Here is a 23,203-nt window from a genome sequence, read left to right as displayed (position 1 = left end):
AGCAGCTCAACCGACTCGGTTCTCAGACGACGTTCCACTCGACAGCGTCGCCGCCCGCCTCGAAGCGCTCGCTGGAGAGCACGTCGACGTCCGTCAGCGACGGTTCGCCGTCGACGCAGATCTCTGCGACGATCTTGCCGACGGCGGGCGCGTGCTGGAAGCCGTGCCCGGAGAAGCCGGCGGCCGTCACGAACCCTGGAGCGGACTCCTCGAGAATCGCGTGGTGGTCGGGCGTGACGGCGTAGAGGCCGGCCCACCCGCGCTTGATGCGGGACTCGCCGTCGAAGTACGTCGTGAAGTCGGCGGCGCGTTCGACGGCCGTCGCGGCCCAGTCGATGTCCATCGACTCCGAGTAGCGGTCCGGGTCGACGGGGTCGTCGTCCCCGCCGAAGTGGCCGCCGACGAGCGCGTCGCCGTCGCGCTCCGGCCGGAAGTACAATCCCCTGTCGAGGTCGATGGTGAGCGGGTTGGTCTCCGCGACGGGTTCGGTCGGTTCGACGACTGCAATCTGTCGGCGGTGGGGTTCGATGGGAAGGTCGACGTCGGCCATCGCGGCCAGCGGGCCCGACCACGCGCCAGCGGCGTTCACGACGAAGTCGGCGTCGAGGCGCTCGCCGTCGGCGAGTTCGACGCCCGTGACCCGGTCCCCGTCCGTGAGCACGTCACTGACCGCCGTGTTCGTCCGGATGTCGACGCCGCCCTCGCGGGCCGCCGTCGCGTACCCCTGGACGGCGAGGTTCGGGTCCGCGAACCCGTCCGTGGCGTTGTAGGTTGCGCCGACGAATTTCTCGGCTTCCAGACCGGGGCAGTGCTCGACAGCGTCAGCCGGGTCGAGGAAGACGCTGTCCACGCCGAGGTCGTTCTGCATCGCGACGTTCTCCCGGAACTGTCCGGCCGTCTCCTCGCTGCGCGCGAGGAACAGGTAGCCACAGCGCCGGTGTTCGATGTCCACGCCGAACGTCGCCTCGAAGTCGTCCCACACCTCGCGGCTGGCTTCCGAGAGCCTGACGTTCACCGACGTGGAGAACTGGCTCCGGATGCCGCCGGCGGAGCGTGCGGTGCTCGCCGAACCCAGCGACCCCTTCTCGCAGAGCACCACGTCCACCCCGCGCTCGGCGAGGTAGTGAGCCGACGACAGTCCGACGATTCCGCCGCCGACGACAACAACGTCCATGTGAACTATCCTCCCTCCGTGACGCGAATAAATCTACCGGGCCAGGTCGATCGCTCGCTGTTTCTGGCATACGAAATCGGCCGAATCAGCGGGAACGGCACGGCCTGGTTGGCTAATACCCTAGGCTTCGTCCTTTTGCAACTGAGAGGCGAAGGTCGAACTGGAGGCACACGCATGAGTCACACAGAACGCGACGACGACGTACGAACTGAGACCAGAGAGTACGACCCGAACCCCGACGAGAGCGGGAAGTGGGTGTCGGCACTCATCGCACTGCTGGGCACGTGGATGATCGTCCAGGTGTTGTTGCTTGACCTGTCGACGGGGCAGTTCTGGAACGACGTCGCGGTTGGCGCGCTCCTGCTCGCCGTCGGGGCGTACAACTACTCTAGACGCGCTGACGAGCGACTCGGAAACGTCGCTGCGGCGATAATCGCCGTGCTCGTCGGTCTCTGGCTGGTCGCTGCGCCGTTCCTGGTCGGCCCCGACGCCGGAGCCACCGAGGCGGTGAACGCCGCCGGCTTCTGGAACGACATCATCGTCGGCCTGGCGGCCATCGTTCTGGGCGCCTACAGCGCCTACAAGGTCCGCGACAACCAGGAGGACGTCCGGCGGACCACGACCTGACGCCCCGGCAGTTCTCGACCGGCGTCGTTCAGACGCGCTCGCGGGTGAGCCGCCGCCGGCGGAAGACGGCCACCTGGTACTGAGCGAGCAGCACCGAACACGCGACAGTGAGCACCGCGAAGAGGGCGATGAACTCCAGCGACCCGCCGTGAACGAGACCGTTCACCAGCTGGAAGAGCGCGAACAGTGGTAGTGCGAACGTGAAGATGCCCGTTCGTACCGGGAACCGGCGGGCCATTCGGAGGAAGGCGTCGACGTCGAGTCCAATTTTGTTGTCCATTGGTTCTGCTCGTACCGCTTCGTAGCTCTCTTGGGAGGACACTGTATAACCCCTTCGGCCGCTGACGTAGGACGGGATTACTCGCAGACGGTCAACCAGCGCCGTGGGACGCACACAGAGTGCGGGAGTAGGCTGTGACACCCGGCGAGTAGCGTGGCGTCCCTCGACCACCTGCGCGTGCGACGAGCCCCGGGAAAACCCTAACCCGGTGGCTCGCGTCCTCTCGACTATGGTACTCGTACTGTCGGACGAGGACGTCGGCGACATCCTCGACCTCGAGTCGCTGGCGGACGTCGTCGAGCGCGCGCTCGTCAAGCAGGGCAACGACGAGGTCGAACGCCCCGACCGGCCACACTACCCGGTCGGAGCGGGCCTCGACTCGGCGGACGCTCCCGGGATGGGACTGGTAATGCCGGCGTACGTCCACGGAGGATCGTACTTCGCGACCAAACTCGTCGGCGTCTACGAGGACAACCCGGAGCGAGGGCTGCCGACGATACACGCCCAGATCGTGCTCACGGACGCCCGGACCGGTGAGCCGCTGTCGTTCATGAACGGCTCCCGCATCACGAACGCCCGCACGGGCTGTATAGGTGGGCTCGCGGCCCGCGAACTCGCCGTGGAGCCGGTCCGACTCGGCGTCCTCGGCGCCGGCGCGCAAGCCCGCTGGCAGACCAGGGCCATCGACGCGCTCACCGACGTCGAATCGGTCTCGGTCTACTCGCCGAGCGACTCGAAACACGACTGCGCGAGCGACCTCGGGGACCACGGCATCGACGCGTCCGCCGTCGAGTCGCCCGAAGCGGCCGTCGAGGACGCGAACGTCGTCGTCACGGCGACCACGAGTACCGACCCCGTGTTCCCCGCGGCGGCACTGCAGCCAGGAACACTGGTCGTCGCCGTCGGCTCGTACAACGCCGAGATGCAGGAACTCGAGCCCGCGGTGTTCGACCGCGCCGCCCGCGTGTTCGCGGACGTGCCCGAGGAGGTCGCCGGAATCGGGGACCTGCTCTCGTCGACTCTCGAAGAGGGCAACCTGATTCCATTCTCCGAAGTGCTAGAGGGGGCCGCGGGCCGCGAGAGCGACGAGGAGATTCTGGTGGTCGAGAGCGTCGGCACCGCGGTGCTGGACGTCGCTGCCGCCTCCGAGGTGTACGACGCTGCCCGCGACGCTGACGTGGGGACGGAGCAATCGCTCTGACGTCGCGGAGAGAAGAACGGCGCCTCAGTCGCCGAGGAACTGCTGGCGCACTTCGTCGTCGCCCAGCAGCTCGTCGCCGCGGCCCTCGTAGCGGTTCTCGCCCTGCGCGAGCACGTAGCCGCGGTCGCAGCGCCGGAGTGCTTCCTTGGCGTTCTGTTCGACCATCAGGATGGAGGTGCCAGCGTCGTTGACGTCGTCGATGCGGTCGAACATCTCGTCGACGAGGTCAGGGGCGAAGAGTTGTGACCGCACCGGTTTGACGTACCCGTTTTCACGCGGAGCGCTCCGGTGGAAACTCCCGTCTCTCGGCTTCGCCGTCGGTTCTGGCCCTGCCGCAACGACAACCTTCTTTCACGCCCCGGCGACTACTCCGCGTCAATGACCGAACGAGCCGACTTCCTGTCGGGAATCTGGGGAGCGATGCCGGCGATGCCGGCCAACATCCCGTTCGGGTTCGTCGCGGGCGCGGCGGCCGTCCAGGCCGGCTTCACGGACGTCCAGGCGGTGGCGATGTCTGCGCTCATCTTCGGCGGCGCGGCCCAGCTCGCGGCCATCGACCTCCTGAACAGCGGGTCGCCCCTCGTGGTCGTCACCCTCACGGCGATCGTGGTGAACGTCCGGTACACGATGTACAGCGCCGCCATCGCGCCCTACTTCCGGCGGTTCTCCGAGCGCTGGCGGCTCATCTGCTGTCAGTTCATCGTCGACACGACGTTCGCCATCGCCGTCACCGAGTACGAGCGAGACGAGGACACCGACCGGCTGTCGTACTACCTCGGCGTCTCCGCCGCCATCTACGGGATGTACGTCCTCGGCACGGTGGTGGGCGTGCTGGTCGGCAACCGCATCCCTGACGGGTTCCAGCTAGAGTTCGCGGTCCCCCTCCTCTTCCTCGCGCTCCTGGTCCCGTCGATAACCGACGAACCGACGACAGTCGCGGCCGCCGTCGGCGGGTTCGTCGCGCTCGCCGCCGTCGGCGTGCCGATGAACCTCGGCATCGTCATCGCCGCACTCAGCGGCGTCGTGGCGGGCGTGGTCGTCGACGCGACAGGGGTGGGCCAGTGAGACTCTGGCTGGTCATCCTGGCCGCGGCTGTCGGGACGTACATCTTCCGGGTGTCCTTCGTTACGCTGTTCGGTCGGATGGACGAGGTCCCGGCGCGCGTCGAGCGCACTCTCGCGTTCGTTCCGCCCGCGGTGCTTGCCGCGCTCGTCGCGCCGGAACTGTTCCTCAGCGACGGGTCGTTCGCCGTCTCGCTGGGCAACGACCGCCTGCTCGCCGGCCTGGTCGCGGCGGGTGTCGCGTGGTACACCGAGGACATGCTCGCCACCGTCGCCGTGGGGATGGGGGTGCTGTACGCACTCTCGCTGCTACCGTAACTGCTTCAGTGGGGGCGTCCGAAGGCGTCGTATGCTCGCAGAAGGCGACACGGCGCCCGGCTTCGAACTCCCGAACCAGGACGGCGAGACGGTGGCCCTCTCGGACTCCGAGGGCGGCTACACTGTCGTCTACTTCTACCCCCGGGCCGACACCCCCGGCTGCACGACGCAGGCGTGCAGTTTCCGGGACCGCTGGGACGACTACGCCGACCGCGACGTGACGGTGCTCGGCATCAGCGACGACCCCGTCGACGACCTGGCGGCGTTCAAGGAGAAGTACGACCTCCCCTTCGACCTGCTCAGCGACGAGGACGGCGAGGTGGCGACCGCCTACGACTCCTACGGCGAGAAGACCATCTTCGGCAACGAGGTCGTCGGCACGTTCCGGAACACGTTCGTAGTCGGCCCGAACGGCGACCTCGCGGCGGTGTTCGAGGGCGTCGACCCCGAGGAGCACGCCGACGAGGTGCTCGCTGTCGTCGAGTAGCGACACGCTCTTCTCCCGGGTCGACGATGGCTGCGCCGTGAGCCGCGAGTACGACAAACTGGTCCGCGACCGCATCCCGGGGGTGGTCCGCGAGGACGACGAGACGCCCGTGACGCACCGCGCCGAGGGCGAGGCGTACCGCGACCGCCTCGCAGACAAACTGACTGAGGAGGCCGCCGAGTACGCGGAGAGCCGCGACGTCGAGGAACTCGCCGACGTCCTCGAGGTGGTGGCTGCTCTCCGCGAAGCCCACGACGTGGACGCCGAGGAACTGGCGGAACTGCGTGCGGAGAAGGCCGACGAACGGGGCGGGTTCGCGGAGGGAGTCGTCCTGGAGCGCGTCGAGGAGTAGCGAATCGGAACTGCGTGCCGGATACCGCGGGGTTTAGGAGTTGAGCGTCCCAACCCGGGGCCATGGAGTGGGAGGAGCTCGACCGACGGAGCGGTCGCGAGTGGGAGCGCGAAGACGGCTACGCGGTGATTCGTCTCCGCCAGACCGCGCGTGGCGAGTGGGCTGTCACCTTCGACCGCCTCGAGCAGGCGCCCGAGGGGTCGGCCTACGAGCGCGTGACCGTCGGCAGCGAGGACGCCGCGCTCTCCCGCGTCGAGGCGTTCAAGCATCGCTCCGGCCCGGAAGCCGACGCCTGACGCTCAGAACTCGTTTTCGACGCTGACCGCGACGCCCTCGCCGAGCGGCACGAACGCCGTCTCGAAGTCGGGGTGGTCTCGGACGTGTTCGATGTACGACGCGATTCCCTCCGTCATGTCGTCGGGTGCTGGCGCGCCGTCGAGGGTGGCGGTCACGTCGCCCGTCTCCACGGGGCCGGCCATCATGTTGTCCGCGACGACGACGCCGCCCGGGGCGAGTTTCGCTACTGCCTGGTCGAACGCCTCGGCGTAGCGCTCCTTGTCGTGGTCGAGAAAAACGACGTCGAACGGGCCGTCGTACTTCTCGAACGTCTCCAGTGCATCGCCCGCCTCGAAGTGGACGTCGGTGTCGTTGTCGAGGCGGCCGAGGAACTCGCGGGCGTCGGCGAGGTTCTCATCGTCGTAGTCCGTGAGCACGATCTCACCGTCGGCGGGGAGCGCGCCGAGGAACCACGCCGCCGAGTAGCCGAACCCGGAGCCGAACTCGAAGATCCGCTCGGCGCCGGCGAGCGTCGCGACGACCCTGAAGAACTGGCCGGCGTCCGGGCCGACCGTAGGGAACCCCTGAGACTCGCCGTACTCCGTCATCTCCGCGAGCAGCGACGACTGGCCGGGGTTCGCCGCCCGCAGGAATGCCGCCGCGGTGTCGTCGAGCACCAGGCTCATGGGCGAAATGTCGGCGTCCCCGGCCTTAGCGGTTGTGCCCTCAGCGGCTCCGACTGACCGGGAAGCTGACGCGCTCGGGGTGGTCATCGAGTCGCTCGAAAATGCGCTCGTACAGTTCGTTGCGAGTGCGCTGGGCGCGCTTGGGGCTGACGAGGTATCGAACGCGGAGTTCGACCCACGACTCATTCTGGGCGATGTTGACGCTCGGGCGGTCCTGGACCTCCAGTTCGACGGGAGTCTCCGCGAGTTGCTCGCGGAACCGTGCCACCTCCCGGTGCATCGTCTCTCCGAGATGCTCCTCGGTGGTCTCGCGGAGCAGTTCTTGCGTGAACTCCAGGTCCGTCTCGTAGGAGACCTGGACGGAGAGTTCGTTCCAGACGAACGGGAACTCATCGCGGCTGAAGTTGACGACGTGGCTCGTCAGCACGACGCTGTTGGGCACCGTGATGTGCCGGCCGGAGGGCTGGTTCGAGGAGACGAGTTCGCCGTTGATCTCCCACAGCGTCGTGACGAGGTAGTCGACGTCGATGACGTCCCCCTTCGACTCGTCGATGCGCACACGGTCACCGACCTGGAACGGTTGCTTGGTCATCACGTACACCCAGCCCAGGAGGCTCAACAGGGGCTGCTGGAGCGCCAAGGAGATGGCGACGCCCGCCACGCCGAGGGAGACGAGGGCGGGCACCCAGCGGTCCGTGACGACCCCGAGCACGGCGATAGCGGCGACGACGAGGGCGACGAGACGGAGAACGGACTCGACGCGGTGTCGGCGGCGGCGGTCCATCGAGGCGGGCAGCGCGAGCGTCGTCACGACGTGGTAGCCCGCGGCGACGGCGAACGCGACGCCCACGGCGCTCAGCCCACGGGCCGCGACGAGCGCGAGGGGGTACGTCGTGTCGACGGCAGTTCCGAGAATTGGCGGGAGGACGGCCGCGAGGACGCCACTGGCGAGCGCGGCGAGCACGTAGAGCGTACCACGACGGGTCACGGCGGACCGTGGCGGCGGACGGGCAAAGAGCTACCGACGTCCGCACAACGTGGAGAGCCGGGTCGCTCCCGCACCCACCGTCGACGGGAATCTCACAGCACCGCGTCAGAACAACCGCGCGAAGGCCCCGCCGACACTACCGCTGATTAGGCCGACAACGCCGCCCAGGACGACCACGAAGACGCTCCACACCAGTGTGACGAACCCGACTACCTGCGGTGCAACCAGCGTCTTGAGTGCGATGGTTCGGGCGCCGTCGACGCCCACGACGGTTGCGAGGAGGAACATGACGCCGAGGAGGACGACGAGGCACACGGACCCCAGGATGCCGCCGAGAGTCCCGTGCCACGCCCCGCGGAGAACGCTGCCGGCCCGATACCCGACGTAGCCGAACAGGCCCGCGACGGCCAGAACGACCACCTCGTCGAGCTCGTCGGCCACGACGATGACGACTCCGATGAGGACGACCACGCCGATAGCACGTTTCGCACGCGGCGACAGGCGAGCGCGGACGGCACCCACCGTGCTGGACGACCGGTAAGCTCGGCTGAAAACCCACCCAACGACACAGAATACCATCAGCGCGACAACCGTCTTCGTGTCTGACGAGACCAACATGACGACGACCAGCAGGACGGCCACACTGCCGACTGTCGTCGCTGCGTCCCGGAGGGAGCGGTACATCGGACCAAGATGTCGATGCCAGCGACAAATATCTGTAGGTCACCCGGCACCTTGACTGCCGTCGTGGCCCCACCACCATCGCCTGGGCTTCCATCTCAGGGGATACTCTCCGGCGCTCCGGGTACAGGGCGCGGACCGCCCGACAGCGTCACTCCCCGCGCCACTTGATGGAGCACCCGCGCGACGGCAGGTCCCCCTTCTCGACGTCCTCGCCGGCGAGGACGCTGTCGATGGCGTCGCGCATGTCGCCGCCGGGGCGGGTCGGTTCGTCGTCCGGATTCAGTGCGTCGTCGAGGCGGCCCTGCCACGCGAGTTCGAAGCCGTCCCCCGCGTTCCGGAGGAGGAACGGGTCGGGCGTGCACGTCGCGCCGTACGCGCGAGCGACGTCCTGGGACTCGTCGTGGAGGTAGGCGTCGTAGTCGACGGTCCCCTCGTCGACGAGTTCCTGCATGCGCTCGAAGGAGTCGTCGGGGTACTCCTCGGCGTCGTTCGGGTTGACGCCCATAACAGCGGCGTCGTCGTAGTCGGCGGCGATGTCGTTGAGCACGTCGAACTTCGCCTTCGCGTACGGGCAGTGGTTACAGGTGAACACGAGCAACACCGCCTCGTGGTCCGCGAAGTCCGCGAGCGCGTACGATTCGTCGTCGGTGCCGCGGAGTTCGAAGCCCGGCGCCGGGTCGCCCGCCTCGAGTTCGGCGTCGGATTCCATCTCGACCATGCACGGACGTACGAGTAGCGCGGACAAAGACAGTTGTGCTCGCGGAACTGAGACGGTGTCCGCTCAGGCGAGGACGTAGCCGTCCTCGGTCTCTTCGAGTTCGCCCTCGTGGACGAGGTGGTCGAGGTGAGCGAACGCCTCGCCCGGCCCGTGAAGGATGTGGATGGACGACAGCGAGCCGAACAGTTCCGCGCTCACGTCCCACGCGGAGACGGGGCCCTGCTCGGCGACTACCGAGCGGACGCGCTCGGTGCGTTCGTCGTGGTGGGCGGCGATGTCGCGGGCGCGGGCGTTCGGCGCGAAGATGGGGCCTCGGTGGCCGGGCCACGCGCGGTCCCAGTCGAGGGACTGCACGCGCTCGAGGCTGGCGAGGTACTGCGCGAGCGGCCGGTCGACGCGGACGTCGGCGCCGCCGACGTTCGGCGTGTACTTCGGCAGGATGGCGTCGCCGACGAACGCCTCGCGGCGGCCGTCGCGCTCGAACTGGTAGCCGACCAGACCCGCGGCGTGACCGGGGAGGTGGACCGCCTCCACGTCGAAGCCGCCGAGCGAGACGCTGTCGCCGTCGCTCAGTGGAGTGACGTCGACCGGGTCCCCAGCGAGGTCCGCGTGCCGGTCGAAGACCGCCTCCAGTTCGCGCTGCTTCTCGGCGGGCATCCCCCAGCGGTCGAGGCACTCGAGGCGAGCGGACTCCGTCGCGTCGAGGGCGCCGGCGTCGTGGGCTACGAGCGGCGCGTCTGCCTCGTGGGCGTAGACTGTGGCGTCGCTCTCGGCCTGGATGGCGCCGGCGAGACCGGAGTGGTCGTGGTGCCAGTGGGTGAGCAACACCTGGTCGACGTCCGCGAACGACGCGCCGCCGTCGGCGAGCGCGTCCCGGAGTTCGGCCTCGACAGCCGGTGTGGCGATGCCGGTGTCGACGAGCGTCGTCGGCGCGCCGGCGTCGTCCGCCCCGAGGAGGTAGATGCTGTTCCGCCCCTCGAAGGCGGCGTTCGTCAACTGGATGTGGTGCACACCGCTGGCTAGCAGGCGGGCGGATAAATCACTATCTGACCAGATATCGCTCCGACTCCACGAGGAACCGACCGAGGTCGGCCTCCCGGAAGTAGTCGGACTCCCGGATGTCGGCGAGGGCGTCGATGTAGGCCGTCTCGTCGGCGTCGGTCCACTCCGCGGGGTCGAGGGCTGGCACCACGAGCCACCCGCTCCCGTGGAGTTCCTCGGCGTGGACGTCGGCGAGCGTCACGCTGTCCGGGTCGATTGCGGTGTACTCCCGGAGGACGTGACGGGTCGCGCGCTCCCCGACGGGGAGCAGGACGTGGGCGGTGATGGCCCGGAGTTCCGCGTCGAAGAACGGTTCGAGTTCGGTGTACTCGCGCTCCGAGGGCGTCTCCTCGGCGACGCAGGCGTGGAGGTACGAGAGGAACAGGTTCGCGGGTTCGGCGTGTTCGTCGAGGAGGCCGACGGCAGCGAGCGCGTCCCGAAACCGCTCGGCCGCTGGTGTCTCCGTGAGCGGTACGCCCGTCTCCGCGCCGCCGTGGATTCCGGGGTGGTCGCCGATGGCGTGGAAATCGGCGTTCGCGTCGCCGTAGCCGGGGACGAACGCGTCGCAGGGCGGCCGCATGTCGAAGGGGTTGCTCGTCCGGTCCGTGACGTTCTGCACGACCCACCGTAGACGGTAGTCGGTCTTAAGCGCCGCGAGACGCCGCGGCGGCCGCGGCGTCCACGACGATGGTCGCGGCCGCGGTCCCAACCAGCGACGGGTATGCGACGAGCGCCGCGCCGACGAGGACGCCGACGATGCCCGCGCTGGTCACGAGCGGCGAGACCACCACCGAAGCGACCGCCACGGCGACCGCGTAACCGGCAGAGAACGCGGGGTAGTCGCCGCCCTCGACGGCGAGGGACGCGCTCTCCGCGAGCGCCGTCAGGGCGTCGGTGTCCCGCAAGACGACCAGGTACGGCGCCGCCCAGAGGAGGTAGCCGACCACGAGCAGCAGCGGGACGCCGAGGACGAGGAGGACGCCGGCACCGCCGGCGAGCAGGCTCAGGGCGAGGCCACCGAACAGGAGGAACTGGACGACCCTGATGCCGAGGATGGAGAGCCAGTGGTCGCGGACGGCCGCCACGAAGTCCGGGTCGCGGTCGCGGTGGGCGTCGCGGATGCCGCCGAGGTAGCCCGCGACCACCGCTGCCTCGACGGCGATAAACACGGGCACGAACAGCAGCGGCGTCGGACTGCGGAACGCGACGCCCTGTGCGGGCGGGTCGACGACGGTCCACAGCGTGGCGACGTCCGCGGGGAAGGACAGCTTCACGTTCACGCCGACGCTCGACGGGTCGACGGCGGCGGCCACCTTGCCGAACGCGAACAGCGTCAGAGCGAGGGGGACGAGGGCGTACTCGGAGACGCGCCCCGCGACGCGGGACGCACGGGCTAGCAGGGAGGGCATCGTCGGCTGCGTCTCCCGTCCGGAACTTATCAGTTTGCAACTGCGACCGCCGACGGTGGTGGTTCTGGGAGCATCGACTCCCTGGGCTTACTACAAGGTAAGTAGCTATCGTGAGGTAGCCTTAACTTCCGTCCGTCCCAACCTACGGGCATGGACGACAGCGAGCGGCTACCCGCGTGGTGTCCCGGAGACTCGTGGTGTTCGATCACCGCGACGGCGTCACTCGTCGGGAAGAAGTGGTATCCCGTCATCATCCATCGACTGCTGGCGGAGGGGCCGCTCGGCTTCAACGACCTCCAGTCGGAGGTCGACGGCATCTCCAGCAAGGTGCTCTCCGAGAACCTCGAGGACCTGACAGAGAAGCGCATCGTCTCCCGGACCATCGTCAGCGAGAAACCCGTCCGCGTCGAGTACGCGCTGACGGACCTCGGTGAGTCCCTCGAACCAGTGGTGATGTCGCTGGCGGAGTGGGGGAACGAGCACCTCGAACCCGTCGAGGAGGAAGGGGCGTCGCTGGTCTAGTCGAGGGCGACTTCGGCCTCGGACTCCGACTCGGCCTCCTCCTCGTCGAGGGAGAGGCGGTAGAGGTTCTGGCGCGCGTCAGGGATGTAGATGTCCTTCTCGACCACGTCGGCCTCCTGCAACCGGTCGAGCGCGTCCCGGACGGTACGCTGAGAGAGCCGGGAGTTCTCGACGATCTGTTTCTGCGTGAGTCCCCCGTTGTACTCCAGTACCTTCCAGACGAGTTTCGCGCTGGGCGGCAGGTCCTGGACGAGTTCGTCAGTCGTGGTCATCTACCCGGTACTCGGGACGCCACCCCCTTTAGCACTCGGTAACGGTCGTGTGAGCCACTTACCTACCGGTAACCCCCTCCGCTATCGTCCGGGACCGGACTACGCCACGTCGGCGTCGTAGCCCGCGAGTTCGAGGCTTCGAACGAGCGTCTCCGTCTCCACGTCACCTTCGATTGTCGCCGTCCCGTCCAACTGGTCGGCAGTCACTCCGGTGACGCCGGCGACCTCCGAGAGTGCGCTCTCCACGATGCGCTCGCAGCCGTCACAGCCCATTCCGGGAACGGAGAGCGTCTGCGTCATCTCGACTGCGGATAGGCCACCGAGTGGTTAGGTTCTTGTGCCTAAAGAAGACGGGACGGTGTCGACTACCGCCCGAATAGGCGGTAGTCCTCGTCCGGCGTATACCGCCGGAACAGGAGGCTGTTCGCCAGCACGCTGACGCTGGAGATGGCCATCGCGACGGCCGCCAGCACCGGCTGGAGCAGGCCGAGCGACGCGAGCGGGATCATCGCGGTGTTGTAGCCGAGCGCCCAGAAGAGGTTCTGCTTGATCTTCGCGAGCGTGCCGGCGCTGACGCGAATGGCCTTCACGAGGTCGTAGGGGTCGTCGCGCATCAGCGTCACGTCGGCGGCCTCGATGGCGACGTCGGTGCCACTGCCGATGGCGACACCGACGAACGCCGTGGCGAGCGCGGGCGCGTCGTTGACGCCGTCGCCGACCATCATCGCCTTCGTGCCGTCGGACTGGATGGCGTCGACGGCGTCGGCCTTCTCGTCGGGCAGCACGCTCGCGCGGACGTTCTCAGGGTCGATGCCGACCTGCTCGGCGACGGCACGCGCGGTGCGCTCGTTATCGCCGGTAATCATGTGGACGGCGACGCCGCGCTCGTGGAGCGCCGAGACGGCGCGTTCGGCGCTCTCCTTCACCGTGTCGGCGTCCGCGACGACGCCCACGACGCGGCCGTCGTAGGCGACGAGCATCGCGGTCTTCCCCTCGCGTTCGAGGCGCTCGAGTTCCTCCTCGGCAGGGCCAGTATCGATTCCCGCGTCGCGGAGGAGTTTCCGATTGCCGACGAGCACGTCGCCGCCGTCGACTGTCGCCTTCACACCCTGGCCCGGTACGTTCTCGAATTTGTCGGGGTCGCTCACGTCGATACCGCGCTCCCGCGCGCCGTCGACGATGGCGGCCGCGAGCGGGTGTTCGCTGGCGGACTCCGCGCTCGCCGCGATACGGAGGACGAACGACTCGTCGACGGTGATTTCCGAGACTGCGCCGCCGTCGGCGCGCACCTCGTCGACGACCACGACGTCGGTGAGCTCCATCTCGCCCTCGGTCAGCGTGCCCGTCTTGTCGAAGACGACGGTGTCGGCGTCCTTCGCGCGTTCGAGCACGTCGCCGCCCTTGAACAGGACGCCGTTCTGGGCGCCGATGCTGGTGCCGACCATGGTCGCCGCTGGGGTGGCGAGGCCGAGCGCGCAGGGGCACGCGATGAGCACCGAGGAGGCGAACACGACGACGGCGAACTCGAAGACGCCGACTGTGCCGGGGCCGCCGCCGACCAGCCCCCACAGGGGGAGCGACCCGACGAAGCCCGCGAGCGTCTCGGGTGCGAGGGACCAGACGACGCCCCAGAAGAGCGCGTTCGTGATGACCGCCGGAACGAAGTAGGCGCTGATACGGTCCGCGAGGTTCTGTATCTCGGGCTGGCGGGACTGGGCCTCCTTGACGGTCTGGACAATCTGCTGGATGGCGGTGTCCTCGCCGACCTTCGTCGCCTCCACGACGAGCAGGCCGTTCTCGTTGATGGTGGAGCCGACGACCTCGTCGCCGGGTTCCTTCGAGACAGGGACGGACTCGCCGGTCACCATCGACTCGTCGACTGCGGACTCCCCGTCGACGACCACGCCGTCCGTGGGAACCTGCTCGCCGGGCTTGACCTTCAGTCGGTCGCCGACCTGCACCTCGTCGAGGGGAACCTCTTCTTCCGTGCCGTCCTCGCGGACGACCCGCGCGGTGTCGGCCTGGAGTTCGAGGAGGCTCCGCAGGGCCTCGCTTGCCTGGCCCTTCGAGCGGGCCTCGAGGTAGTTGCCGAGCGTGATGAACACGAGGATGAGCGCCGCGGTGTCGAAGTAGAGCCCCGCGTTCGGCAGTATCCCGACGAGCGCGACCAGCGAGTAGACGTACGCCGTCGTCGACCCGAGCGCGATGAGCACGTCCATGTTCGCGGTCCGGTTCTTGACGAGCGCCTTGTAGGAGTTCTCCAGAAACTCCTTGCCGAGCACGACGTAGACGGGCGTAGCGAGCGCGAACTCGACCCACCCGAACGAGAACGTCGCCCCGAACAGCGACAGCGTCTCTGGAAGGAGGCCGCCGCCGAGCAGGAACCGCTCGGCGATGAAGAAGACGAGTGGGAGCGACAGCGCGGCGCCGAACAGCGTGAGGTTGCGCTGGTGGCGCATCTCGGCGGTCCGGGCGTCCTCGGCCGCGTCGCTCCCGTCGTCGGCCTCGTCGTCGCGGACGGGTTCGTAGCCCGCATCCTCGATGGCCTGGTAAGCGTCCTCGCGGTCGAAGTCTGCCGGGTTGTACTCGACGTGGACCTCGTCGGTTGCGAAGTTCGCGTTGGCGGCGACGACGCCCGGAAGGCCCGCGAGCGCGTCCTCGATGGTCGCCGAGCAGTTCGCGCACGTCATGCCGGTCACCGAGATGGTGGTGTCCGCGGCGACGGGGTCGTAGCCCGCGTCCTCGATGGCCGCGTACACGTCCCCGAGCGTCGTCTGGTCGGGGTCGTACTCGACCGTCCCGCCGTCGGTGGCGAAGTTCACGTCGGCGTCGGCGACGCCGTCGAGGCGCGTCACCGCGTCCGTGACGGTGCTCGAACAGTTGGCACACGTCATCCCCCCAATGTCGATGTGGGCTGTTCGCTGGGTCATTAGTGAGAGATACGTGACCCACGTTCAAGCGGATTGTGCCCCACAGACCAAGGTTCGACGCCATCTGGAGTTTCGATAACGAAGCCTGGTTGGTCTCGAATTTTGAAGTGTGGTTCCGTTCGACTGGTCGCGGGCTCGCTGCGTCGTAGCCGGAACCCCCAGCGCTCCGCGACTTCGGGGGTTTAAGTCCGCTGCGGCGGTAGCGAACCCAGATGCTGCAACAGTACCGGCGGGCGATCGCGTACGTCGGCTTCCTCGTCGGCGTCGGTGCCGTCTACACTGCCGCGTTCAAACTCGGGATGGCGACGTTCGAGGACCAGCCCGTCTCCTGGATGGAGTCGGTGCACTTCGTCACGGAGACGTTCACGACCACGGGGTACGGTCAGTTCGCGCCGTGGTCCTCGGACGCGATGCTGGCAGTCGTGGACTTCATCGACATCACCGCGGTGTTCATCATCTTCCTCGCCATCCCCCTGTTCGCCGTCCCCTGGTTAGAAGAACACCTCGAGGCCGAACCACCGACGAGCGTCTCCCTGCAGGACCACGTCGTCGTCTGTGGGTTCGGCGCTCGAAGCGAGACGCTTGTCGCGGAACTCGCTCCCCAGGGCGTCGACTACGTGTTCCTCGAGCAGGACCGCGAACGGGCGCTCGAACTCCACGAGAGCGGGCGCCCCGTCGTCCACGGCGACCCGGAGTCGAAGGCTGGATTACTCAGTGCGAACGTCGCGCAGGCCCGCGCTATCGTCCTCGACGAGGACGACGAGGCGAACGCCACCATCGCGCTCACAGTTGGCGAGCTAGCCCCGGACGTCCAGACCGTCTGTTTCGTCGAGGACGAGTCGCTCTCAGAGTACCTCGAGTACGCGGGCGTCGACCGCGTGCTGAGTCCGCGCCAACTGCTCGGGCGGAGCCTCGCGGAGAAGGTGACGAGCGCCGTCAGCGCAGAGCTCGGTGGCGCAGTCGAGGTCGGCGAGGACTTCGAGATCGTGGAGATGCCCATCCACCACGACAGCGAACTCGACGGCGTCACGCTGGCCGAGTCGAACATCCGCGAGCGGACCGGCGTGAACGTCATCGGCGCGTGGTTCACTGGGGAGTTCTTCGCGTCGCCGGACCCCGAGAAGCCCCTCAGCAGGAACACCATCCTGCTGGTGGCGGGCCGCGAGTCCCAGCTCGAGTCGCTGAAGCAGATCACGCTCACCGAGGAGCGGGCCCAGCAGACCGAACGGGTCGTGCTCGCCGGCTACGGCGAGGTCGGCACCACCGTCGAGACGGCGCTCGAACGGGAGGGCATCGACACCACCGTCGTGGACTTGCGGGAGCTCCCGGGCGTCGACGTGGTCGGGGACGCGACCGAGGCGGAGACGCTCCGCAATGCTGGCATCGAGGATGCGAGCGCGCTCATCCTCGCGCTCGGCGACGACACGGACACCATCTTCTCGACGCTGGTCGCGCGGGAGGCCAGCGACGAAGTAGAGATTCTGGGACGGGCGAACGAGCCGGAGAGCGCCCCGAAGCTGTACGCGGCGGGCGCGGACTACGTGCTCACGCTGGCGACCGTCGCCGGCCGGATGCTCGCCCAGACACTGCTCGGCGAGGACGTGATGGCCCTCGACAAGCAGATCGACATCGTGCGCACCGAGGCGCCGAACTTCGAGGGACAGACGCTCGCCGAGGCGCGGGTGCAGGCCCGGACCGGCTGTACGGTCATCGCCGTTGAACGCGACGGCGCGGTGCTCTCGGAGCTGGACGCGGAGTTCCGCATCCAGCCGGGGGACGCGCTCGTCGTCGCCGGTGCCGACGAGGACATCGCGACGTTCAGCGAACTCGCCGGCGTCTCCCCGCAGTAGTCGGCTGCTGCCGAACGTAGTCGGGCGTTCCCCTGACAGCGTTGCCAACCCGCCCAAACTTATGTGCCTCCGGTTCGGACGCTCCACGAAGAGCGGTGGCGGCGTACGCTTGCTCTACAACGATGACGTACCAGGTTAATGGGGTGCTACCGGACCCACTCGCCGGGGGATTCGACGACGGGACGAACCTCCTGCTGAGCGGTCCGGCGATGTCGGGAAAACGAGCGCTGCTCCTCGAGCTTCTGGCTCGCGGCGCCACGGAGGGCGAGGGCTCGGTGCTCGTCACCTCCCGGGACGCCGCCGACGAGGTCCTCGCCGAGTACGAGGAGACGGTCGGCGACACCCCCGGGTTCCTGCAGCTCGTCGACGCCGTCAGCAGCCAGAGCGGAGGGGCGACGGACGACGACCGCGTGCGCTACGTCTCCTCGCCGGGCGACCTGACCGGGATGGGAATCGAGTTCTCTGAGGTGGCGAGCAACGCCAGCGAGGCCGGCGTCGACCGCCTCCGCGTTGGGTTCGACTCGCTTTCCCCCTTGCTGATGTACGTCGACATCGAGCGCCTGTTCCGGTTCCTCCACGTGTTCACGAGCCAGATCCAGACCCAGAACTGGCTCGGCGTCTTCTCGGTCGACCCGGAGAGCCACGACGACCAGACGATGAACACAATCAGCCAGCTGTTCGACGGCGTCGTCGACCTGCGCATCACGGACGACGGCAAGCGCGAGGTGCGCGTCCGCGGCATCACCGACACGCCCACCGACTGGGTCGTCCTCGAGTAAGGGGATCGTCTGCGTCTGGAGCGCGGACCGCGAGCGCGTCAGCGAGTTCTACCGGACTCGACTCGGGTTCGAGGAGGAGCGTGTAGCTGCCGGGTTCCACCACCCGACTGCCCGAACGGCGTCGCGGTGACTCTTGCGGCCACCGAGAGACCGACCAGTGCGTGTCGCCATCTTACTCAGTCGTGCCCGGAGACGCGGACCGGCTGGTAGGGCTCCTCGAGGTAGTCGATGTCGGAGTCCGAGAGGTCGATGTCCAGGGCCTCGACGGCGTCCTCGAGGTGTTCGACGCTCGTGGTCCCGACGATGGGGGCGTCGACCCACTCCTTGTGGAAGAGCCACGCGAGCGAGATTTGGGCCATCTCCACGTCCTTCTCCGCGGCGAGTTCCTCGACGCGCTCGTTGACCTCGGAGCCGCCGCCCTCCTGGTAGGGGTGTTGTGAGATGTACTCCTCGCTGTCGCCGCGCTTCGTCGCCTCGACCTCCTCGTGGGGGCGCGCGAGATAGCCGCGGGCGAGCGGCGACCACGGCATCACGCCGACGCCCTCGCGCTGGCAGAGCGGCAGCATCTCGCGTTCCTCCTCGCGGTAGACGAGGTTGTAGTGGTTCTGCATCGTGACGAAGCGCTCGTAGCCCAGCAGGTCGCTCGTGTGCAGCGCCTCCGCGAACTGGCGGGCCCACTGCGAGGATGTCCCGATGTACCGCGCCTTCCCGCGGCGAACGGCGTCGTCGAGCGCCGCGAGCGTCTGATCGATTGGCGTGTCGTAGTCCCAGCGGTGGGTCTGGTAGAGGTCGACCGTCTCCATCCCGAGGCGCTCCAGGGAGGCGTCGAGTTCCTGCTCGATGGCCTTCCGGGAGAGGCCGCCGGAGTTCGGGTCGTCCTCGTCCATCTGGAAGTAACCCTTCGTGGCGACGACCTGCTCGCCGCGATCGTACTCCGAGAGGACGTCACCGACGATGCGCTCGGACTCGCCCTCCGAGTACATGTTCGCGGTGTCGAAGAAGTTCACGCCGAGTTCGATGGCGCGCTCGATGATCGGGCGGGATTCCTCCTCGTCGAGGACCCAGGGGCGCCAGTCCGAGGAGCCGAAGCTCATGCAGCCGAGGCAGATGCGACTGACCTCCATCCCTGTGTCGCCGAGGGTGGTGTACTCCATGGGCAGGAGTCGCAAGCAGACAGTAAAGGCGTTGGCCTGCCGGCAGGGCGAAGCGACGTCCGTTCTGCCAGCCGGTCACCGTATCGGTTCTCCAGTCACCGGACCGAAACCATACCGCGGGCGTGGACTCCCCGTGGCAGAAGGTGTGGAGAGACGAGACACACTCAGACCGGGAGGTCGGTGGCGTCCTTGCGGAGGCGCTCGTAGACGCGGTCGGCCCACCGCACGGCGTCGTCGGTGTCGTTCTTTACGACGCCCGCGACACCGCTGTCGCCGTAGACGAGCGCGCAGACGGCGGTCCGGTCGCGCTGCTCGACGAGCAGGAGGCTGTAGTCGAGGCTCGTCGACGCCGTGCGCAGCGTCAACCGACCCGAGTCGAGGCACTCCTCGACGACGCCACGCTGGGACGCGAGCAGTTCGTCGAGGACGCTCTCGGGCACCGTGAGGTCGAACACTGCGTCGTGGTCGACGATCCGGTCCCGGAACACCGAGACGACCGACGGGAGCACCGCGGAGCCGAACCCGCGGACTTTGGTCGCCCGTTCGGCCTCCTCGACGAAGGAGGCGATGGGGCGCTGGGGGGCGTCCCGGTCGGGGGTGACGACCGTCGCGTCGCGGAGCATCGACACGTCGAGGGTCGCTGACTCGGGGAGGTGTTCGAGGACGCGAGACGTATCGTCGAGTCCCCTAATGACCCCGGTGAACTGCTCGAAGGCGTCGAGAGCGAGTCGGCCCTCGAGTGTGAGCGAGACGGTCTCCCCGCGGGCCACGTAGTCGGTGGCTTCCAGGTTGCGGACAGCGCGGTCGACCGTCGACCGGGAAACCGAGAGCTCTTCGGCGAGTTCGCGTTTCAGTCGGGGGCGCTCCCGGAGCAGTCGGAGCAGCGTCGCTCGCCGCGCGAGTAACTCGACGACTTCGACGGCCTGGGAGGGCATTGTTCCGTCATACGACCGCTGACACAAAAAACTACGTACATAAGTGGCCACCAGAGTTATATAGCGTTGGGCGTCGCGTCGGTGGCTACGCAGTCAGTAACGTAATACCGTCAGGCGTGGGTGTTTCGTACGCTGGTGTTTCGACACCGGCTGTGCCTCTGACACGCTCCACGCCGCCGGTCGCCCGGCGGCCAACGGAGCACGGCGGCGAGTTCTCCCGTGACGTGTCCGTGCCCTAATTCTCGAGAGTGACGTCCAGTTCCTCGTACGACGGGAATTACGTCGGGTGGTCAGGCCACCGCCTCGACCAGGTCCGGGCGGTCGTTCGAGGGGTCGTTCACCGCCTCGGAGACGGGCCACGCCTGCAGGTCGACCGCGCTCGGTGCCAGCAGGTCACTCGGGTCGTCGGCCGTCAACCAGCGCTCGCCGGCTTCCCGGTCGAGCAACAGCGCCATGCGGTGGTGGTACGCTGCGAGAAAGTCGTTCGGCTCCGTCGTGACGACAGTGAACGACTGGACTGTCTCGGCCTCCCTGCTCGGACTTCCGGAGCCGAACTCCCCCAGTCCAGTCTGGGTCTGCTCGGGCGTCCACGTCTCCCAGAGCCCCGCGAGCAGGAACGGGCGGCCGTCCGCCCGCGACACGTAGTGGGGTCGCTTGCCGTCCGCCGTCTCCACCCACTCGAAGAAGCCGTCGGCGGGCACCAGACAGCGGCGCTCGTCGAAGGCCTCTCGGAAGTACCGCTTCTCCGTGAGTGTCTCCGCGCGAGCGTTGATGGGGTCGGGGTCGCCCCCTGGCCCGTCCGACCACGACGGCACGAGCCCCCAGCGGGCCGCGGTCAGCGTCTCGGGCGCATCGTCGAGAATCACCGGCAGCTGTTCGCTCGGCGCGGCGTTGTACGTCGGTTCGTAGGTCGCGTCGTCTAGGCCGAACTCCTCGGCGAGGTCAGTAGGGTCGGTGAACAGCGCGTATCGGCCGCACATAGCCGGAGAGAAGGGCGGGACGGGGAAGTCAGTTCGGGAGCGCGCCCTCGAGGGCGTCGATGACCGACTCGTTGCCGACGAACGTCGGCGTGCGGGCGTGGAGGCTGTCGGGGTCGCAGTCGAGCAGTGACTGCGAGCCGTCGCTGGAAGCGCCGCCGGCCGCCTCGACGACGTACGCCATCGGCATCGACTCGAAGTGTGCGCGGAGTTTCCCCTCGGGCCGCGAGCGCAGGCCCGGGTAGCCGAACACGCCGCCGTAGACGAGCACTTGATTCACGTCGGCGATCATCGCGCCGCCGTACCGGAGTTTGAGGTCGTCCTCCACGTCGCGGACGAACGCCTCGAAGTCGTCGGTCCAGTCGGGGACGCGGCCGCCGAACCCGTAGACGACCGGGTCCTCGGGGAGTTCGACCGGTCCGAGGTCGGTTCGGCCGTCGGACTCGACGAGGTACTCAGTGACCTCGCCGTCGCGGGCGACGACCATCGTCGTCGTCGGACCGTAGAGGACGAAGCCCGCGGCGACGAGGCTGTCACCGGGCGCGGGGAGCGGTTCGTCGTAGACGCCGACGACGGTGCCACACGGGTTGTTCGACTTGACGTTCGAGGAGCCGTCGAGCGGGTCGAGAGCGACCGTGTAGCCGTCCTCGCCGCCGACGCGCTCGACATCGTCGCGCTCCTCGCTGGCGTACCAGGTCACGCCCGCAACGTCCTGGAAGCGCTCGTACAGCAGGTCGTCGGCCCAGACGTCGGCCTCCAGCTGGGTGTCGCCGGAGACGTTCTCCGTCTCGGCCTTCGCGCGGCGCTCTGGGAGGCCCGCCCGGATCTCCGGCGCGGCGTCGGCAATGACGTCGAAGACTCGGTCGACCGTCATTCAGACGCGGGAGAGCGCCTCCTCGACGCTCGTCTCCTCGTAGATGACGGCCTCGAGGGCGTCGAGGAACTCGGCGGGGTTCTCGCGCTGCCAGACGTTCCGGCCGACCGCGAGGCCGACAGCGCCGGCGTCGATGGCGCCCTTCACGGTCGAGAGGAAGTCGCGGTCGCTGGTCTTCGACCCGCCGGACATGACGACCTGCGTGGGGCCGGCGGCGTCCACCGCGAACTCCATCTTCTCGGAGCTCCCGGGGTACTTCACCTTGGCAATGTCCGCGCCGAGTTCCAGCGCCTGTCGCGCCGCGTACGCGATGGTCTGGGGGTCCTTATCGTTCTTCAGGCCCTGGCCGCGTGGGTACGACCACATCACGACCGGTAGGTCGTGCTCTCGGGCCGTCTCCTGGGCCTCGCGGAACTCCTCGGCCATCTCGATCTCGTTGTTCGCACCGCCGTACAGCGTGAACCCGATGGCGTCCGCGCCGAGTTCCGCGGCGTAGTCGGCCGTCCAGTTCACCGCGGAGTCGGGTTCGCCCATCCAGAGATTCGACGTGCCGTTGAGCTTCGCCAGCAGGTTCACGTCGTCCTCGTAGGAGGGGTAGTAGGCCTCCGCGACGCCCTTCTGGACGGCGAACCCGGAGACGGCGTCGTGGGTCGCGACATCCCACACCACCTCTGGGTCCATCGTCTCGGGCACCGCCTCGAAGTCCACCGGGCCGTGCTCCAGGCCGTGGTCGTACGCGAGAATCAGTACTTTCCCGTCGCGTGAAATCGGAGAGTCCTCGAAGGGGCGCATCACCTAAACGTGCGGCAACCTCGTATAAGTGTCTAACTGTCGGGAAGTGGCCGACAGCACCCGCTGGCGGTGGCTACGTCTCCGCGTCGGCCGCCGCCTCCTTCCACGCCGCGACCTGCTCGACGGACACTCCCAGGGAGTCCGCGACGTGCTCGACGTGCGCCGTCGCGAGACTCCGGACCGACGTCACGCCAGCGCGAGCGAGCAGCGCTGCGTCCCCCTCGTCGATGCCGTCGAGTTCCGTCACCGGCGTCGGGGCGGACTGCTCGCGCCAGGCCTGCTCGTCACGTTCGGGTGACGCGTCGTCGTCTGCGTTCGGCCACGACTTCTCCCGCCAGTCGGACTCCTCTGACCCCGAGTCGGGTTCGGGGTCGCCGCCCGACGGCTGGTCGCGCCACGCGGCCTCCTCCGCGGTCGCGTCGCCGCTCCCGTCTGCGGAAGCGTCGTCTTCGCCGTAGCTCGCGGCGACCCACTCGCGCTCGTCGTCGTTGAGGCCGCGCACCTGCTCGGCGCGCCGGTCGAGGTCCTGGCCGCCATGGAAGGACCACTGGAGGGAGTGCTCACGGCGGATGCGGGCCGCTACACCCGGGTTGACGCCAGCGTCGACGAGTTCCGCGTGGGAGACCGACTTCGAGGAGACAGCGGCGACCGGCACGTCGGCCTCTTCGAGCACGTCGGCCGTCGCCGGGCCGACGAACTTCAGGTCCAGCAGCGCGTCGCGGGAGTCCTCGGCTGGCACGGTTGGCGAAGGGAAGCCACCCTAGGGGCTTCAGTGTTTCCACGTTTCGGCATCCTTAGGTTCGCGCCACACACAGC

General features: G+C 68.2%; 29 protein-coding genes. 10 read left to right on the top strand and 19 right to left on the bottom strand.

From position 1 onward, the window contains the following. Nucleotides 1-22: 22 nt before the first annotated feature. A complete protein-coding gene (locus HALDL1_07730) occupies nt 23-1,174 on the bottom strand; it encodes an FAD-dependent oxidoreductase (GenBank protein AHG03499.1) in 1,152 nt (383 codons plus the stop codon). Nucleotides 1,175-1,348: 174 nt separating this feature from the next. Here HALDL1_07730 and HALDL1_07725 point away from each other — a divergent pair, with 174 nt between their 5' ends. Further along, nucleotides 1,349-1,801 (top strand): hypothetical protein, encoded by a 453-nt coding sequence (locus HALDL1_07725; protein AHG05234.1) that lies wholly within the window; start codon nt 1,349-1,351, stop codon nt 1,799-1,801. Between the two features lie 28 nt (nt 1,802-1,829). On the opposite strand, the gene HALDL1_07720 is transcribed toward HALDL1_07725, so the two are convergent. Continuing rightward, nucleotides 1,830-2,081, bottom strand: a complete 252-nt coding sequence (locus HALDL1_07720; protein ID AHG05233.1) for a hypothetical protein — start codon at nt 2,079-2,081, stop codon at nt 1,830-1,832. A 229-nt stretch (nt 2,082-2,310) separates the two neighbouring features. Between HALDL1_07720 and HALDL1_07715 the strand changes: the two genes are divergently transcribed. Then, entirely contained in the window at nt 2,311-3,282 is a 972-nt protein-coding gene (locus HALDL1_07715) for an ornithine cyclodeaminase (protein AHG03498.1), read from the top strand. Between the two features lie 24 nt (nt 3,283-3,306). Here HALDL1_07715 and HALDL1_07710 read toward each other — a convergent pair whose 3' ends face one another. Then, complete coding sequence (locus HALDL1_07710) at nt 3,307-3,534, bottom strand: hypothetical protein (protein ID AHG05232.1); 228 nt, start codon at nt 3,532-3,534, stop codon at nt 3,307-3,309. 126 nt (nt 3,535-3,660) lie between these two features. Here HALDL1_07710 and HALDL1_07705 point away from each other — a divergent pair, with 126 nt between their 5' ends. The 5 genes from HALDL1_07705 (at nt 3,661) to HALDL1_07685 (ending at nt 5,796) form a co-directional block, all read left to right on the top strand. Then, nucleotides 3,661-4,347: a branched-chain amino acid ABC transporter permease gene (locus HALDL1_07705; GenBank protein ID AHG03497.1), complete on the top strand. Its 687-nt coding sequence runs from the start codon at nt 3,661-3,663 to the stop codon at nt 4,345-4,347. Then, nucleotides 4,344-4,661, top strand: a complete 318-nt coding sequence (locus HALDL1_07700; GenBank protein AHG03496.1) for a branched-chain amino acid ABC transporter permease — start codon at nt 4,344-4,346, stop codon at nt 4,659-4,661. The genes HALDL1_07705 and HALDL1_07700 overlap by 4 nt, the downstream gene beginning before the upstream one ends. A 31-nt stretch (nt 4,662-4,692) precedes the next feature. Further along, nucleotides 4,693-5,148 (top strand): bacterioferritin comigratory protein, encoded by a 456-nt coding sequence (locus HALDL1_07695; GenBank protein ID AHG03495.1) that lies wholly within the window; start codon nt 4,693-4,695, stop codon nt 5,146-5,148. A gap of 37 nt (nt 5,149-5,185) precedes the next feature. Beyond that, nucleotides 5,186-5,500 (top strand): hypothetical protein, encoded by a 315-nt coding sequence (locus HALDL1_07690; protein ID AHG03494.1) that lies wholly within the window; start codon nt 5,186-5,188, stop codon nt 5,498-5,500. Between the two features lie 62 nt (nt 5,501-5,562). After that, complete coding sequence (locus tag HALDL1_07685) at nt 5,563-5,796, top strand: hypothetical protein (GenBank protein ID AHG03493.1); 234 nt, start codon at nt 5,563-5,565, stop codon at nt 5,794-5,796. A gap of 3 nt (nt 5,797-5,799) precedes the next feature. Here the strand turns inward: HALDL1_07685 and HALDL1_07680 are convergent, their stop codons facing one another. From HALDL1_07680 to HALDL1_07650, 7 genes are all read right to left on the bottom strand, one after another. Then, entirely contained in the window at nt 5,800-6,462 is a 663-nt protein-coding gene (locus HALDL1_07680; GenBank protein AHG03492.1) for an O-methyltransferase family 3, read from the bottom strand. 40 nt (nt 6,463-6,502) lie between these two features. After that, the gene (locus HALDL1_07675) at nt 6,503-7,450 is read right to left on the bottom strand and encodes a small mechanosensitive ion channel protein MscS (protein AHG03491.1); all 948 of its coding nucleotides are present in this window, start codon (nt 7,448-7,450) and stop codon (nt 6,503-6,505) included. Nucleotides 7,451-7,555: 105 nt separating this feature from the next. Further along, complete coding sequence (locus HALDL1_07670) at nt 7,556-8,134, bottom strand: hypothetical protein (protein AHG05231.1); 579 nt, start codon at nt 8,132-8,134, stop codon at nt 7,556-7,558. 148 nt (nt 8,135-8,282) lie between these two features. Next, nucleotides 8,283-8,852 (bottom strand): alkyl hydroperoxide reductase, encoded by a 570-nt coding sequence (locus tag HALDL1_07665; protein ID AHG03490.1) that lies wholly within the window; start codon nt 8,850-8,852, stop codon nt 8,283-8,285. Nucleotides 8,853-8,915: 63 nt separating this feature from the next. Then, entirely contained in the window at nt 8,916-9,863 is a 948-nt protein-coding gene (locus tag HALDL1_07660) for a metallo-beta-lactamase (GenBank protein AHG03489.1), read from the bottom strand. A 31-nt stretch (nt 9,864-9,894) separates the two neighbouring features. Then, nucleotides 9,895-10,512, bottom strand: a complete 618-nt coding sequence (locus HALDL1_07655) for a uracil DNA glycosylase (GenBank protein ID AHG03488.1) — start codon at nt 10,510-10,512, stop codon at nt 9,895-9,897. 25 nt (nt 10,513-10,537) lie between these two features. After that, the gene (locus tag HALDL1_07650; protein ID AHG05230.1) at nt 10,538-11,302 is read right to left on the bottom strand and encodes a hypothetical protein; all 765 of its coding nucleotides are present in this window, start codon (nt 11,300-11,302) and stop codon (nt 10,538-10,540) included. A 150-nt stretch (nt 11,303-11,452) separates the two neighbouring features. On the opposite strand from HALDL1_07650, the gene HALDL1_07645 reads away from it, so the two are divergent. Next, nucleotides 11,453-11,824, top strand: a complete 372-nt coding sequence (locus HALDL1_07645; GenBank protein ID AHG03487.1) for an HxlR family transcriptional regulator — start codon at nt 11,453-11,455, stop codon at nt 11,822-11,824. Here HALDL1_07645 and HALDL1_07640 read toward each other — a convergent pair. The 3 genes from HALDL1_07640 to HALDL1_07630 form a co-directional block, all read right to left on the bottom strand. Further along, nucleotides 11,821-12,096, bottom strand: a complete 276-nt coding sequence (locus HALDL1_07640) for an ArsR family transcriptional regulator (protein AHG03486.1) — start codon at nt 12,094-12,096, stop codon at nt 11,821-11,823. The two genes, HALDL1_07645 and HALDL1_07640, sit on opposite strands and share 4 nt — an antisense overlap. Before the next feature lie 99 nt (nt 12,097-12,195). Further along, a complete protein-coding gene (locus tag HALDL1_07635; protein ID AHG03485.1) occupies nt 12,196-12,396 on the bottom strand; it encodes a heavy metal transporter in 201 nt (66 codons plus the stop codon). A gap of 65 nt (nt 12,397-12,461) precedes the next feature. Beyond that, on the bottom strand, nt 12,462-15,026 hold the full coding sequence (locus HALDL1_07630) for a molybdenum-binding protein (protein AHG03484.1): 2,565 nt from the start codon (nt 15,024-15,026) through the stop codon (nt 12,462-12,464). A 212-nt stretch (nt 15,027-15,238) separates the two neighbouring features. On the opposite strand from HALDL1_07630, the gene HALDL1_07625 reads away from it, so the two are divergent. Together HALDL1_07625 and HALDL1_07620 are read left to right on the top strand one after the other, a co-directional pair. Continuing rightward, nucleotides 15,239-16,876, top strand: a complete 1,638-nt coding sequence (locus tag HALDL1_07625) for a metal transporter (GenBank protein ID AHG03483.1) — start codon at nt 15,239-15,241, stop codon at nt 16,874-16,876. Between the two features lie 122 nt (nt 16,877-16,998). Next, a complete protein-coding gene (locus tag HALDL1_07620; protein ID AHG03482.1) occupies nt 16,999-17,655 on the top strand; it encodes a hypothetical protein in 657 nt (218 codons plus the stop codon). Between the two features lie 176 nt (nt 17,656-17,831). On the opposite strand, the gene HALDL1_07615 is transcribed toward HALDL1_07620, so the two are convergent. The 6 genes from HALDL1_07615 to HALDL1_07590 form a co-directional block, all read right to left on the bottom strand. After that, nucleotides 17,832-18,809, bottom strand: coding sequence for an aldo/keto reductase (locus HALDL1_07615; GenBank protein AHG03481.1), 978 nt, complete (start codon nt 18,807-18,809; stop codon nt 17,832-17,834). A gap of 164 nt (nt 18,810-18,973) precedes the next feature. Then, on the bottom strand, nt 18,974-19,771 hold the full coding sequence (locus HALDL1_07610) for a hypothetical protein (protein ID AHG03480.1): 798 nt from the start codon (nt 19,769-19,771) through the stop codon (nt 18,974-18,976). 263 nt (nt 19,772-20,034) lie between these two features. Beyond that, entirely contained in the window at nt 20,035-20,724 is a 690-nt protein-coding gene (locus tag HALDL1_07605; protein ID AHG03479.1) for a hypothetical protein, read from the bottom strand. Between the two features lie 28 nt (nt 20,725-20,752). Next, a complete protein-coding gene (locus HALDL1_07600; protein ID AHG03478.1) occupies nt 20,753-21,595 on the bottom strand; it encodes a fructose-1,6-bisphosphatase in 843 nt (280 codons plus the stop codon). Beyond that, nucleotides 21,596-22,387 carry an aldolase gene (locus HALDL1_07595; GenBank protein AHG03477.1) on the bottom strand — a complete coding sequence of 264 codons (792 nt, stop codon included), beginning with the start codon at nt 22,385-22,387 and terminating at the stop codon, nt 21,596-21,598. Between the two features lie 73 nt (nt 22,388-22,460). After that, nucleotides 22,461-23,126 (bottom strand): hypothetical protein, encoded by a 666-nt coding sequence (locus HALDL1_07590; protein AHG03476.1) that lies wholly within the window; start codon nt 23,124-23,126, stop codon nt 22,461-22,463. Nucleotides 23,127-23,203 lie beyond the last annotated feature (77 nt).

Source organism: Halobacterium sp. DL1, assembly GCA_000230955.3.
Taxonomy (GTDB): domain Archaea; phylum Halobacteriota; class Halobacteria; order Halobacteriales; family Halobacteriaceae; genus Halobacterium.
Note: the sequence above shows the minus strand (reverse complement) of the source record. Positions and strands in the feature narration are given on the sequence as shown.